The sequence below is a fragment of the Sphingobacterium yanglingense genome, assembly GCF_004363245.1.
GTDB classification, from domain to species: Bacteria; Bacteroidota; Bacteroidia; order Sphingobacteriales; family Sphingobacteriaceae; genus Sphingobacterium; species Sphingobacterium yanglingense.
This window is the reverse complement of sequence record NZ_SNYV01000018.1, coordinates 34,014-49,714: the sequence shown is the minus strand read 5'-3', so window position 1 is coordinate 49,714 and position 15,701 is coordinate 34,014. Positions and strand designations below refer to the sequence as shown.

The 15,701-nt window shown below is 41.7% G+C and carries 9 protein-coding genes; 5 read left to right on the top strand and 4 right to left on the bottom strand.

What is annotated here, in order from left to right; genetic code table 11:
• Positions 1-12: 12 nt before the first annotated feature.
• The 4 genes from CLV99_RS19965 to CLV99_RS19950 all read right to left on the bottom strand — a co-directional run bounded on the left by CLV99_RS19965 (position 13) and on the right by CLV99_RS19950 (position 6,752).
• Positions 13-1,383 carry a RagB/SusD family nutrient uptake outer membrane protein gene (locus tag CLV99_RS19965; RefSeq protein WP_133586280.1) on the bottom strand — a complete coding sequence of 457 codons (1,371 nt, stop codon included), beginning with the start codon at positions 1,381-1,383 and terminating at the stop codon, positions 13-15.
• A gap of 11 nt (positions 1,384-1,394) precedes the next feature.
• Positions 1,395-4,943, bottom strand: coding sequence for a SusC/RagA family TonB-linked outer membrane protein (locus CLV99_RS19960; protein WP_133586279.1), 3,549 nt, complete (start codon positions 4,941-4,943; stop codon positions 1,395-1,397).
• A 12-nt stretch (positions 4,944-4,955) separates the two neighbouring features.
• On the bottom strand, positions 4,956-5,987 hold the full coding sequence (locus CLV99_RS19955; RefSeq protein WP_133586278.1) for a FecR family protein: 1,032 nt from the start codon (positions 5,985-5,987) through the stop codon (positions 4,956-4,958).
• A gap of 177 nt (positions 5,988-6,164) precedes the next feature.
• Positions 6,165-6,752 carry an RNA polymerase sigma factor gene (locus CLV99_RS19950; protein WP_133586277.1) on the bottom strand — a complete coding sequence of 196 codons (588 nt, stop codon included), beginning with the start codon at positions 6,750-6,752 and terminating at the stop codon, positions 6,165-6,167.
• Between the two features lie 270 nt (positions 6,753-7,022).
• Here CLV99_RS19950 and CLV99_RS19945 point away from each other — a divergent pair, with 270 nt between their 5' ends.
• From CLV99_RS19945 to CLV99_RS19925, 5 genes are all read left to right on the top strand, one after another.
• Entirely contained in the window at positions 7,023-7,673 is a 651-nt protein-coding gene (locus CLV99_RS19945; RefSeq protein ID WP_133586276.1) for an RNA polymerase sigma factor, read from the top strand.
• Between the two features lie 76 nt (positions 7,674-7,749).
• The gene (locus CLV99_RS19940) at positions 7,750-8,874 is read left to right on the top strand and encodes a FecR family protein (RefSeq protein ID WP_133586275.1); all 1,125 of its coding nucleotides are present in this window, start codon (positions 7,750-7,752) and stop codon (positions 8,872-8,874) included.
• 34 nt (positions 8,875-8,908) lie between these two features.
• Positions 8,909-12,421, top strand: a complete 3,513-nt coding sequence (locus CLV99_RS19935) for a SusC/RagA family TonB-linked outer membrane protein (protein WP_133586274.1) — start codon at positions 8,909-8,911, stop codon at positions 12,419-12,421.
• Positions 12,422-12,431: 10 nt separating this feature from the next.
• Positions 12,432-13,844 carry a RagB/SusD family nutrient uptake outer membrane protein gene (locus CLV99_RS19930; RefSeq protein WP_133586273.1) on the top strand — a complete coding sequence of 471 codons (1,413 nt, stop codon included), beginning with the start codon at positions 12,432-12,434 and terminating at the stop codon, positions 13,842-13,844.
• 11 nt (positions 13,845-13,855) lie between these two features.
• Positions 13,856-15,325 carry a redoxin domain-containing protein gene (locus CLV99_RS19925; RefSeq protein ID WP_133586272.1) on the top strand — a complete coding sequence of 490 codons (1,470 nt, stop codon included), beginning with the start codon at positions 13,856-13,858 and terminating at the stop codon, positions 15,323-15,325.
• Positions 15,326-15,701: the final 376 nt, after the last annotated feature.

Sequence of the window (15,701 nt, the reverse complement as noted above, 5' to 3'; positions counted from 1 at the left end):
AGACCCCAAGTATTACCTTGGGCTCTGACCTATTTCGGGGTTCATTTCTAAATACTTATTAGCTACCGGATAAATGTATTTATTGCTATTGACAGGCAATACATGCGAAACACCTTTGAAAGTACGGTTATACGCTTTCGCAAAGTCAACATCCAGATTCAAACGACGCATATCAAACCATCTTTTGCCGGTTGCAAAAAGCTCACGACGTCTTTCTTCTATGACAATTTTTAGTGCATCGGTCGCATCCGCAGCTGTTAGCTCTACATAGTCGGCCTCTGTGAAACGCTTCTTACGAAGATGGTTAATGGTTTCCATAGCTGCTTCCGTATTACCATTTCTAGCTAGCACTTCTGCTTTTATCAGCATCATCTCTGGAACAGACGGACCTGTTTCAGGGCCTGAGCTACCCAGTATCATCACTTCACTTTTTCTAGATATACGCGCACCGGTAGGCATCTGACTGCTGGTTGCATTTTGTGTATACACCACAAACCGGAGGTCTTTTGCATCGAAAAGACTTAGTAGTTCAGGGTTTAGCTGCTCGCGATACTGTCGCTTAACCAACTTTGAAAAATAAGTTTCAGGTTGCTCAAAAGACCGCGGATATCCAGTTGCCGACGAGGCGTAAAGTTGTAGATCCAACAGGTTACTATTTCCTTTCAAAGCTTGTTCTGCAGCATCAAGAGCTTGGTCAAAATTGCGCATATGCAGATACACAACAGCCAGTAAGGCATGAACGGCGTCTTTATTGGGGTGTCGTTTATTCACTACTGTTGCAGGAATGTCCGGCAAAGCTTCGTTAAGATCTTTCCGTATCTGTGTGTATACCTTCTCCAGAGAAGCTCTTTGGAGTGAGGCGTACAGATCAGGTTGTATCAGTAATGGAACTCCGACAGCTGTTTCTGCCGTCTGTGGATTGTATATCGCTCCGTACTGATTCACCAATACAAAATAATTGTAGGCACGTTGCACCTTAGCCTCCGCAAGCAGTGCTTTTTTCTTTTGTTCTGTACCATCACTGCTTCCCATTACTCCAGCGATTACTTCATTAGCCACATAGATCTGTTGGTAGGAATCCGACCAAGAAGGATCTTCCAAACCATCCGCAATATACTGATCAGCCCAAGTATAAGGCCAAGCCACATCATCCGTTTGTTGCGCTTGATAGTCTTCGTTTGTAAAAACAATATCATCACTGGTCAATACGGGAAGGGCATATGCACTACTAAATAACGTATTGTTATTTAAGAGGTATTCGAAATCGGAAGTGTATTTCAATTCACGACGATTGAACTGCTCTACTTCTACGTATTTACGGCAGGCCAACTGTGAAAGCGCAAGCGCACCAACCGAAAAAAATAAGATATATTTAAGTTTCATAGTGTTACGAGTTAAAATGAAGCATCAATAGTTAAGAAATAATTTTTCGTTGGCGCCAGATTGTTGTAGCTATTGTTACGTACATACAAGGGGTCTACTCCCATTTTGTTCGCTTTCCACAAAATTCCAAGGTTTCTAACAGCGGCATTTACACCCAATGACTTGAACGGTGTCTTTGCTGTAAAACTGGATGGGAAGCTATAGCCTAGCGAAATCTGTTGTAAGCGTATATGACTGGCGTCAATGGTCATATTCTCCGAGTCGCGAAATCTGTTAAAGCTGTTGGTATTTATGTTTTTAAGTCCAGGTACATCCGTATTTGCTTCGTCTCCCGGGTTACGCCATCGTTGTACCATCAACTCATTTGTGCCAAGTATGCCATACTGTACGCCTTGGTATTGTGGGTAGTTATTAAAAGACTGTAAACGCCTCACGTGTCCCATTTCATACGATATACGTACACCCAAGTTCACCCCTTTGTAGGTGAAATTATTCATAAAACCACCAAAGTAAGGAGCTGTGGTACGGCCCATATAGACTAGATCCTCTCGCGCAAAGATATTCCGGCCACCTTGTGTACTTTTAACAATCTCACCATTCGCCTTCGCTATTTGAGACTGTCCCGTCTCGTCCAATCCAGCCCACTTATAAGCGTATAAGTAATCAACAGGCATTCCTCCAAGAAGTGATCCGTATATATATTGACTTATATCTGTGATCTGAAACCGACTATCTGTCACTTTATTTGTGTTGTAAGAAAAATTAAAGATGGATTGCCACCTAAAATTATTGTTTTGTACGATACGCCCAGACACCCCTAGATCAATACCATTTGATTCCATGGTACCACCATTGAACTGCACTGAAGACCATCCATACGTCGAATTGAACGGGAAATTATACAGGATATCCTTTGTGTGCTTTTTATATAGATCAAAATTGACAGACAATCTATTGTCCAGTATCGTAAAATCTAATCCATAATTTTGGGTGTACACTCTCTCCCAGCCTACCTCTGGATTACGAGGCGCACTGATCACGGCCGGTATTTCACCGGTCTGACCATCTGGGCCCTGGAGATCAATTACGGTGACATTTGATCCACCGCTAGGCAAAGTACCTCCCACGCCATAAGTCACGCGCAAATTAAGCGCATTAAGCCAATTTTGCTCGCTTAAAAAACGCTCCGATTTAATATTCCACTTCACTCCACTTGACCAGATCGGTTTAGCTCTCTTTTCTCTGGATATTCCTATTAGCGTCATGTCATCAAACCTTGCACTTCCCGAGACGATATATTTTCCATTTAGGAACGATAACGCAGCATTGGAGTAATAGGATAATTTTCTGATATTAGGTCTTCCAATAGAACCATCACTGACGCCTAAACTTTGTTCCCATCCCTGTATACCCATATAACTACCATTTTGATCGTAATTAACTGAAGAATAAGTATCTTCATTAAATCCATATCGTGTTTGGGCATAGTTAATTCCGGTCTGTGAGCTAATCTCTCCTCCGACTATCATGTTCAGATTGACCTTATCCTGCCACCAGGATTTATCTATGTTTCCCTGCAGACGTACATTATACATCGTTGAATTTTCATTCCTCAGTAGCATACGACCACCCTGCGGTAGATTTCTGGTAAAGGAATTATTTTCAAAATCGACGGTCGTTGCATAGTTCAGAAAATCACGCATACTGTAACTTTTGAGTTCATCCAGTTGTGTAGTCTCCGCTAGGGTGCGCTGTAACATCCCGGATAGACTCAGTCCTGCCCAGCTATTGATCTTTCCATCCAGTTGCGCATTTATACGAAACCTGTTATCCCCCATCGTATAGTTGTTATAGTTTAATTCTTCAATGGGATTATATGTCCAATCGTACAAACCTCGACTATAAAAATCAGCCAATACAGGATCAGTGAATTTAAGTGATTTTCGCACGAGGTTCCCATTGTCATCTTTTAGAAGCTCATAAGGTCGTAATGCTTCTGGGTTATTACCGAGTGCATTTGCCGCGACCTGATTTGAACTACTTTTTGCATAGTTATAATTTATACCGGTTGTCAATTTTAGGCGTTGATTCAAAAAATTCGTTGTCAGGTTTGAATTCACAAAAAAAGTCTGCCCTCTATTAGACTTAAACACAGGCACATCGTCGGAATAATTACCGGACACCATATAGGTTGTACGGGCATTCCCTCCTGAAAGGGAGAGATTATACTGTTGACTGACGGCATTTTGCAAAAGGTTTTTACGTATCTGAGAAAAATTATTCACGTTGGATAACCTTTCTAGTTGTACATCAAGTTCATTTTGCGTGATCTCGTTCCTTTTAGCTTTAAACATCCATTGTACAGCTTCACTAGCAGGCATATTGGGGTTAAAAGGTGTCCAGACTGGGTCATAGTACCAATTATCTGGGTCTGGGACAAACCCTAAACTAAAAAGTTCCTTTTCCAGTTCCACGTAATCTCGGCTTGACATACGATTAATATTACTTAAATCTGCAGGAGCAGAGATACTTAAATTGGTACTAAACGATATCGTAGGGTCGCTAACACGTCCTTTCTTTGTTTCGATGACAATAACTCCATTGGCAGCTTGAGCCCCCCATATGGAGGACGCAGCAGCATCCTTAAGCACCGTAATGCTTTCAATATCGGCCGGATTAAATTTATTTAAGATGGAGTTATTAGCAAATTGTGTTGTATTCTCTACCAAATTTTGTTCAATAGCAGGAAAACCATCTACCACAATTAAAGGGCGACGTGAATTACCGTCGGTATTAAAGCTATTTATTCCCCTCACTGTCAACTCATTGGTCCTTAAGTCTACCTGAACGCCAGGTATAGTGCCCTCTATACGTTCCAGTAAATTAACCGCAGGCACCTCTTTCAACTCTTTGCTCGTAATCTGTCCGAATGCACCTGTAGCCCTTTCCTTCGATATTTTCTGATATCCTGTCGAGACCACCTCTACTTCATCGAGTTGGTTCAAGGCTTCTCCCATCAACACATTGATTTGGTTGGCGGATCCTATCAAGCGTTTTTGAGGCTCCATCCCTACAAACGAGAAGATCACTGCTTCGGTGGGTTGTTCTAATCGTAACGTAAAACGTCCGTCACTACTGGTAGTGACCCCCGTTCGCGCAGCATAGGTATCAGGCATAACGGTCACACCGACCAACGGATTGCCTTTACTGTCCTTTACCGTTCCGGTTATTATTTTCCAATAACGCTGATTATCTTTCTCACTTTTTACAGGTTGGTTGTCACAGATAATCGTATAGTAATTATTCTGTACGTAGAGAAATAGGAATCCATTGGTATATAGTATATCTTTTAATACAGACTCTACGGGTTTAGTTTTATTTTTTGGCAGCAGATCGCTCTGAACCTGCGTGGTACCCAGCAGTCCCTCTTCATATGAAAATTTGGTTCCATAGACCCGAGTTACTTCTCCCAACGCCTGTTGCAGGCTCACTTTCTTTTGTGCATACCCATTTACTGCGGCCAGCAGGCAGGCAAAAAGAATGAATAAATTTGGTTTCATAAAGTTAAAAAGTTAGTTATTATTGTTTATTGTTATTTTCTTACGGTCTACATCAATACGGAGATCCATGGTATGCTTGATTACAAATAGGATATCATTTACTTTGGTAAGCGGCACCACCCCTGTCAATCGTTTCTGCAATAAACTAGAATCCTTGAGCTCCACACTATAACCATAGTTGTCTTCCAATACTTCAATGATATCGGATAGATTTTGGTGCTCTACAAGCATTTCTCCACGTGTCCACGACAAAGCCTTGTCTATCTTCTCAGTAATTACCTGTTCCGTATCCTGCTTACTGTTGTAAACAAAAGTTTCACCAGGATGGAGTACACGTTTCAGTCCGAAGCCATTTTCGATCTGTACACTTCCTTCTATCAGCGTTACTTCGATAAGATCCCTGCGGTCTTTCACATTAAATTTGGTACCCAATACGGTTAATGAAAGCTCACCCACATGCACAATGAAATAATCATCTTCGCGTAGTCGGTTTTTAATCGCTGTATGTTGAACCTCAAACATAGCCTCCCCGTCCAACCACACTTCGCGGGGTTTATCAGATTTCCAGTCCCTTACATATTTCAATTTAGAGTTACTATTAAGCTGTACTATGGATTCGTCCGGAAGGTGCATGCTACGACGTTCGCCGTATGCCGTATTTGTTACTTGAGTCCCCATTTGGCTCACTTCATAGAGCATAAATACCGAAACAAGAACTGCGGCAACCCGTGCCGTCCAGCGGCTATAACGACGAATCATATGACGTCTATTTTGCTGCTTTTCATAACTCGGCAATGCCTGCTTCATCCGCTGCCAACGAGCCTCATTATTCAATGAGCTTTTGAAAACGGGCTGTTGTCTTAGAAGTCCTATCCATTGGTCAGCCAGCTCCATCTCAGCAGCTACTTCCGGATATAAGCTAATCAGCGACTCCCAAAAGCGTACATCTTCCACGTTTTTAGCTAAACGCGTTGTGGCAAAATATTCGTCAGCTAAAAAATCAGCCGCTTTAAAAGCTTTGTATCGTGAAGGGTCTTGTACCATAATCTATTATCTATATACATCCTACATTAAGATTTTACCCCAGTAAGATTAAATTATTTTTATTTTTTTGTAAAATACCGTTTAAGTGCGTGTTAAAGCAGGGACACGACCTTAAAAGATCCGTGTTTGGATGAGGATTATTTCGACAGGCGACCTGAAAAGAACGATACAGAAATATTAAGAGGATTTAGCTTCAAAAAGCAACGCAAGGACAACCAATAGACTAAATGGTGCAATATTTTTCCGTAGACTATCCATAGCACGGTAAAATAGTTTATAGAGATCCTTTACTGAAAGTCCCATAATATCCGCTATCTCTTCATAAGATAGTTCTTCGAAATAGCGTAAATGAATGACTTCTCGCTGACGTGGGGTCATTTTATCAAGGGCCTTTTGAAGTTGAACTTTTATTTCTTCCAGTCGCTCTTTGCGCATGATCTTGGTATCATGGGACAATTCAATTTCGAATGATAGATGCTCTTTTGGAATGTTTTGCTTTCGGTTAGCCCGTTCTATATGTATTAATAGCGTACGTCGAAAGGCCTTGTAAACATAATTCTTTACAGAAACTGTATCATTCAGGTTCGCTCTATTATTCCAGATCTTCATAAAAAACTCCTGGATACTGTCTTCTATAACGTTCTCTTCCCGCGTAAATCGATAACCATAGTTAAATAAAAGTGGGCTGTACCGTTCGAACAAGAGTTTGAATGCTTCCTCTTCTCCCATACGAAACGATTGCCACCATAGTAACTCCTTATCCATTATCAGCAGGAATATTTAAAAACCTTATTTTCATGAGAACTTAGTCTGTGGCTAGCGAAAACTAAATGTTGCAAATTTAAATAAATTTTCGACAAAAGAACGAACTGCTTTCCTCACACAACAAAACGCCTCCAATCACGGCAGACTAGGGGTGCTTCCAATAAGCTACCATAAAGATGAATTGGCATAAAAATCTGTATTACACTCCTCTAGATTAGGTTTTAGACGTTTTTTTCACTTTCCGGTTTTTTACAAAGCAACCTTTAGCATTTGGAATTTAACTTAGAATACAATAGTTTTACGTCGTTTGTACATTTCCCCAGCAAATTGAAAAGCCAAAAAAAATCATACACAGCTGATAAAGAACTTGTTAATAAAATCAACAAGGGAGATCACCGTGCATTTACCGAGCTGGTCAATCGTTACAAAGAAAAGCTTTACCGACATGCATACCGTATGATTCCCGATACAGAGGTCTGCAACGATATCATCCAAGACACATTTCTAGCGGTATGGGCCATACATGAAAAGTGGCAGATCACAGATTCAGCTCTTCCCTACCTCTATCAATCCGTTCGAAACAAAATTTTGAATCACCTCAGTCGTGAAGAGGTGTCCAAGCGGTACATAGAATCCTTTCAGCTCCTGCCTCAACAGGGACACTGCTATACCGAAGAGAAGATCCTCGAACGGGAGCTTTTAAATCTGATCGAAGAAAGAAAATCAGATCTAGCCCCTCGCACCCGTGAAATATTTGAACTCAATAGAGAGCAGCATCTCACTTACAAAGAGATAGGTCAAAAGTTAAATATTTCAGAAAAGACTGCAAAAAAACAAGTCCACAACGCGCTAAAATACTTACGCGCCAAACTCGCTTCCTTCCTCTTTTCCTTATTGTTTTTATTTTTTTTCATTTTCTAGTACTCCCTTCGTTCAGGTTGCCTGTTAATACTATTAACTAACCGTCATAAATGTCGGCTTTAGGAACCTAATCAAGATGGAACAACAAAATATTAAAACAATACTACAGAAGTATCGCTCAGGCCAAGTGCTAGACAAGGAAGAGAAAACAATCTTGGACAATTATTACCTCCATGTTGCCAATCAGTCCCACAACAAACTTTCGGACGACGAGCTCCAGATCAATTTAGATCAGATAACTTCTAATATCATCAGAGAGATAAGCCCACGCCGTACCAGAAAGCTCCGTACGTTATGGTACAGTTCCGCTGCCGCCATCCTTATTATAGCCTCAGTATCCGGTATTTTATATAGATTCCAGTCCATCAACACCTATGACACCGAGCAACAAGCTCGCTTCGAAGCTATAAATGCCGGCAGCGACAAAGCATTGCTTGTTCTTGCCAATGGCGAGCAATTCAAATTAGATGGCAATACTGCTATAGCAAGCGGGCAGGGAGACATTCTTATCGATGGACAGAATCTTAACCTTTCAGAAAAGGGGATATCGACAGCATCTCTAAACACCTTAGAGACCCCTAGGGGTGGACAGTTTAAAGTCGTGCTCAGCGATGGTTCCGAAGTATGGCTCAATGCCGGCTCGCAACTACGCTATCCAACGACATTCACAGGTGATAGCCGCGAGGTAGAACTCATCGGCGAAGCCTATTTTGAAATTAAGCACAACCCCAAAAAGCCATTTAAAGTACATACCAAAGATCAACATATCCAAGTATTGGGTACTGGCTTCAATATCAGCTCCTATCCAAACAGTATAACTACTACCGCATTGGCGCATGGCAAAGTCAGTGTATCTAGCGGAGCAAGCCCTAGCCCGGCTGCGATGATACTCGCCCCAGGCCAACAGGCCGTATCCAACTCCGGAAAACTATTAAAACAAAACGCCGATATAGACCGAGTCACAGCCTGGAAAAACGGATTGTTCAAGTTCAAAAAGAGCAGTGTGCAGGATATTACTGCTCAGATCGAACGCTGGTACGACGTTCAGTTTGTATTCAGGAATAAAACTATCCCTACACGACAGATTACTGGAGAAATCCCACGAAAAGTCAATCTATATGATATCGTCCAGATCCTATCCTACTTCGACATCAACTGTGAGATAGAAGGACGAACCGTCTATTTAGACATAAAAAAGTAAAACTAACCTAACATTTATAAAGAAGTACAACCGTATGAAGAAAATCAAATTTAACCATTGGATTCTTTCACTCGCTGCATCTGTTGCATTGTTTTCATCAAATGCGTTTTCGCAGATTACGCTCAAGTTTAGACAGACAAATGCCAAGGAAGTCATGTACTCGATCGAGAAGCAGAGTGGCTACCGCTTTGTTTACGACGAAAGCAGTATTCAATTTCCTCAGGTCAATATCGAGGTCAATAACGGATCAATCGATCAGGTACTGGCGCAGACATTCGCAAAGACCAATATAGAGTACAAGATCGTTCAAAAAAACATACTACTTAAGAACACCACTGCCCCAAAGGCACGTGAAGGCAGTAGAGAAGTCACAAAGGCCGAAGAGGCTCAAAGCTTCACCTTCTCAGGCAAGGTTGTGAATGAATCAGGAGCAGCACTTGCCGGAGCTAGTGTACGTCTAAAGAATACGGACATTGCAGTCTCTAGTAATGATAACGGCAATTTTGTAATAGAAAGTAATAGCCGTACCGGGACGCTACAGATTTCTTTTTTGGGCCACCAGACCATAGAAGTTGCAGCGAGACCCCAGCTGGGCAATCTGGTATTACCCCTATTAACTGCTGAGATCGAAGAAATCGCCCTTAGCGTGAGCACAGGCTATCAGACCATTCCAAAAGAACGCGCTACCGGTGCATTCGGTTCACTGCCCAAGAAGAGCTTAGAACAGCAACGTCTCAACAGCTTGAGTTCGCTATTGGAAGGTCGTATCGCAGGTTATCACGATGGCCGCATACGAGGCACCACATCTATGAATGGTATTACAAATCCTTTATTTGTAGTAGATGGATTCCCAATTGAAAACAACGACATTCAATTCAACGGGAATATTAAAGAGACACTCCCTAATTTAAATCTCGAAGATGTCGAATCTATCACTATCTTGAGAGATGCAGCAGCAGCCTCTATTTATGGGTCTCGAGCAGCCAATGGAGTAGTCGTCATTGTAACCAAAAAAGGAAAAAGCAATGGAACAGAGATCAATGCCTCTGCCGTAATTACCCATACCCCCTATTATTACAATACAAGCCGGCTTACCTCGGCTGCAGATATAATTGGTATAGAGCGCGAGTGGGCACAACGCAATCCAAAGCTAGATACCTTATCTGCTGCTGGTGCGAGTGGTTGGCTCAATCAGATGATCTATCCCACACGGGGTATTCAAACGATCTTACAGCAATATGCTGGAAAAATAACCGAAGCCGAGATGAATGACAGATTAGATGAAATGGCAAATCACGGCTATCGCTATTTTGATGATCTAGAGAAATATGGCAAGCGAAATCCCTTTGCCCAACAGTACAATATTAACCTCGCCAACGGAAGTGAGAAAAACCGCTTTTATTCTTCCGTAACATACAAGAAAAATCTAAAAGAGGATATATATAGTAAAGATGACAACCTCGGTATTAACTTACGAAACACGACCCAGATTACCAATTGGCTTAGCGTAGAACTCGCGACTTTCTTGACCTATGGTTCACAGAAAAACCAAAACTATAATCTGCTAAATCCGCAGTTTATTTACATGCCCTATGATGGTCTTAAAAACAGCGATGGCAGCAATTTCATCTCTACAGCAGAATCTCGCTTAAGCCTACAAACAAGGGATATTATCCGTAATAACAAGCTCTACAATATGGATATAGATCCATTGAATGAGATCAGTAACAATATTGGTGATCAGAAGAACTTAGGGAATAGAAGCTATATTAAACTCGACGTCAAATTAGCAGATTGGATTTCTTACATGGGTTCGTTTCAATACGAGTACAATCGTTCGAAAGAAGAAACACTATATGACAAAAACTCCTTTTATGTCCGCAATAGAGTCAATAGCTTTGCTCGAAATATCAATGGACAATTGCGGTACTTGCTACCCTATGGCCATATCTTTGCCAACAACGAACAAAACAGTAATGGCTATACCTTCCGTCAACAGGTTAATATTGACAAGAGCTTCGATGAAAAGCATAGTCTTAACGCCATCTTAGGTACCGAAATCCGCAATAACAACTATCTCAGAACAAATCAAACCCTGCACAACTACGATCCGATGGTCCTGACATACGAAATGTTAACTCCTGGAATAGGATCCGGCGGAGGAGTAATGGGCGGATATGCACAATTTGATCAGCGATCTGATGTCTACGGTCGCTATGATATTGTACGTCGTTATGTTTCCTTTTATGCCAACGCAGGATATTCTTACCTCAATAAGTATCTTTTAAGTGGAAGTATCCGGTATGATCGTTCTAACCTATGGGGTACCAGCTCCAAGTATCAAGATAAACCGATCTGGTCGCTTGGTGCAGGGTGGAATATTGACAAAGAATCTTTCTTTAATATAGAAGTAATCAATCAATTAAAGCTACGTGCCTCATACGGTATAGGCGGTAATATTGCACAAAATGTCAGTCCTTATCTTACGACCTACTACGGTACCAATCCCAATGTAGGAGGCATATCGGGGTCTGTAAGTAGTCGCCCCAATCCATTACTATCCTGGGAAAAAACAACGACCACTAATATTGGAACTGATTTCTCTCTATGGAACAATCGTATTACGGGTAGCATAGATTACTATCGAAAAAAAGGCGAAGATCTATTAGCTAGTGCACAGGGTATTCCTACAGAAGGGTTTGGTTATAGTACCTACAGTCTCAACAACGGGGGAATGACCAACCATGGTATTGAAACTACATTGGGAGCACTCGTATTTAAAAATAAAAAATTCAATTGGAGCACCAATTTCCTCCACGCCTACAACAAAAATAGAGTTAGTTATGTAGATGTAGAAGCACCAGTATACTTTCTACAGATAGACCAACCGGGTGCATTCCCCCGCGTAGGTAATCCTTATCAATCCATTTATGGTTATAGCTGGGCAGGTTTGAATAATCAAGGAATACCTCAGGTATATAACGACAAAGGAGAAGCTGTGACATCTACCCCATCGACCCTAGAATCTGTTGTATATATCGGTTCTACAGTCCCGACACATACATTCTCTTGGACCAATAGTTTAAGCTATGGCGATTTTGATTTTTCTATTATGATGACCTACGAAGCTGGACACAAGATCCGTAACACAGATCTACCTTATCTAGGCGGTTCATCGCAGTTTGCCAACATCCGTATCGTCAATAAAGATATCGCCAACCGCTGGGTTAAAGCCGGTGATGAAGCTTTTACAGATATTCCACGTCTAGTATTTCCAGAGGAACAAGGATTGTACAATTCGCAAAGTGAAAATATTTATCGAAATGCTGATGTCAATGTCGTCAGTGCCAATAACCTTAATATCCGTAATATAAGTTTGGCATACCGCATACCGACCAGCTACTTAAACAGACTAAAAATACCGGGTGCAAGGCTTCAGATGAATGCAGAGAATGTTGCTCTTTTTGCAAAAAGCAAGAATGCAAAAAACATGTTGAATGGCTACCGCAGACCTAATTATGTATTCGGACTTTATATCAATTTATAATAGCATCCATATGAAACATCAAATTTTAAAATATATCATTCTAGGTTTTATCGCAACAAGCGCAGTATCTTGCAACGATTACCTAAACATTCTTCCGAAGGGTCAAAAGATGCCCGTAACTTATGCTGATTTCGAACCGCTTCTACGCGATGAATATACCGTACACCATACCCGCACAACGCAGAGTACAATTCTGCTCAATGATCGTTTTGTGTCCAGCGCCAATCTCAACTACTATCGACTATGGGATGCGAACTACTTTTGGCGGGAGAATTCAGATCGCATCGAATTAAATAATGCTGACGAAGACACCTACTATCAGAGCTATGCCAGTATTTCGACATGCAACCTCATTATAGCCAATGGAGATAAAATGACGGAGTCTAGTGAACAACAACGCAAAGAATTAGTCGCTACTGCCAAAGTGATCCGTGCGCTCAACTACTATATCCTGGCCAATTATTATGCAGCGACCTACGATGCAGCCACATCTGCGAGCCTTAAATCGGTACCACTAATCTTAAGCGCTGATGTCGGTGCCCCGCACACACAGGTCAGCATTGAAGAATTGTATCAATTTATGATCAGTGAAATAGCGAACTCACTACCGGATTTGCCTACTACTGGACTTACGGTATTGCATCCCGGACAAGGTGCTGCTCATGCATTACTTGCTCGGATTTATCTACAGATGGGCAACTACCCATTGGCCTTGCAACAAGCAGAGAAGGCTTTATCCATCAATGATAAGCTTTTCAATTGGCTCAACTATCACGAACAGAACAAGTCACGAATAGAATCTCCATTGGATTATACGTTGAAGGAAACACCTGTTGATCACAGTTATGTCGAAAACTACTATTTTCGCCATGGTAACGACGCTTCGAGCTATCGTACCACAGAATATGCGTTACGTGTCGATAGGGCATCTGGATTTGAAGACGGAGATGCCAAATTCTTGTCCCGTTGGAAGCTACGTACTGTAGGTCCGGATACCTATTATACCAGCACAATGACTGGATATCACAATCTTCAAGGTCTCACCACCGTAGAAGTATACCTCATTAAAGCTGAGGCCCTAGCTCGTTCAGGAAAAGTAGACGAAGCCCTAACAGCATTAAATGCTGTTCGAAAAACCCGGATACTAGCTGATAAATACGCTGATCTACAGACCTCCGATGCCGCACAGGCCATAAAATGGATACAACGAACCAAACAAAATGAATTGATATTCTCTATCATGCCATTTGCAGATATACGTAGACTCAACAAAGAAGACACTTATAAAAGAACATTCAACAAGACCGAAGTGGGCGCAAACTATCAACTGTCACCTACATCACACCTATGGATTATGCCCATACCTCAAGGCGCTTTAGACAACCCCGGCAATGGTAATATAGAACAGAACGTATCAAAATAAGAAAAATACAGATGAAAAAAACACTATTGATAGCACTTACCTTTACGGCCGGACTGGCCTATGGACAACAGCAAGAGCTCGACAAATTCCAACAGTATAGGCCTATCTGGGAAGAGGGAACAATAGCACAAAAGGACTCACTAGCCGCTGTACTTATTGCTGAATCAAAAAATTACAAAACGGAAGATGAATACAGCACCACACTGAATCTACTACGTGCACTAGGCCACGAAGATAAAATGGCTCCTTTGGAGACTATCGCCATGAAAAAATTTCCAAAAGGCAGACTAACACGAGATGTTTTCATGCAAGAGGTCATGTACAAAGCCGAAGGTACTACTGAAAAAGAAAAGGCCTATCAGCAGCTTATCAAAAAGTGGCCCTTAAAAAACTTCCCAGGTGACGAGCTGACCTACGACTATGCTCTATCCAGCTTAGCAGGTAGCTATGCAACAGATGGTAATGCCCCAAAAGCTATTGCAACTCTCGAGCAGATGCAAGAACGTTTTTGGAGAGGGAACGGCTATCTCCCAGTCGCAAATAGACTCTTGAGCGCTGGTGATACCACCAATGCTACCCCCCTCCTCAAGACAGTTATGGATGATGCATATTATTACATAACACTGCCCGAAGAACAAAAAGACAATAAAGCCCGCTTTGCTTCTATGGGGTATGCGAGCTCCATGTCCGCCTATGTCAATATCCTTGTCAATCAAGGCAAATACACCGAGGCATTAGAACTCATCGAAAATGCATTACAGGTAGCTCCTGAGCAAGCGGATGCACTTTCTAATGTCTATTACAAATCCTTGATGGCTACCGGACGAAAATTAGAGGCATACAATATTTTAGCCAAGCTATATGCCAAGGGACAATTCAATGTTGAGCCCGATCTAAAGACACTCTATGCCGATCTGAATGGTTCTATGCAGGGGTATCAAGGCTTCAATGCCGGTCTCAAAGAAGACCTTGTCAAATCCATCCGCGATCATATCAAGGAGATGGCAACCTTCAAACCTGCTCCTGCATTTGAGCTTCTCAATTTGAAAGGTGAAAAAGTGTCATTAGCAAGCTTAAAAGGCAAAGTCATCGTACTTGATTTCTGGGCCACCTGGTGTCAACCTTGTATCCGTTCATTCCCGGGTATGCAGGCCGCACAAGCCCAATATGCAGATGATAAAGAAGTACAATTTCTATTCATCAACACCTGGGAGCGAGACAAAGACTACAAAAAAAATGTAGTATCCTTTATTGAGAAAAACAACTATCCATTTGAGGTATTATATGATGACCAGAAAGATGCAGTTACCGGCCAAGTTATGGCTGCTAAATATGATGTCCAAGGGATTCCTGCCAAATTTATAATAGACAAAGAAGGCAACATCCGTTACTTTCTTACGGGCTCCAGTCCCAATGTAGATTATATCAAAATGGAGATGAAAGAATTGATCGAATCTGCAAAGAAACCTTATAAAGGCTAACCTCAATACCCTGTCAAGGCCTTATATAGTGGTCAGAACGCCTTAGGCAATAAGCCTAAGGCGTTCTCTTTTTAGCTAGGCTGATCCCAAATGATAAGTCTCTCCAATCTAAACACTAAGCTCCAAATCCTAAGTACTATTTTCTTCTTCGCTCCGACCAATGCTACTTCGCGTAGCTCATCGTAGATAATCTAAAAGCTATATAGTACCCCTATACAGTTTGTAGACCTTCCGATGTATCGGAACAAGTACTCCACAAGGTCGAAGTGACGTAAAGGCCTAACTTCCTCACCTCTAAACACAGACTGCTTCGTTTCTCTCGCAGTGACGTGCTAACATAACCTCCTTCACCCTCTTCACTAGTTCACTTGTTAAC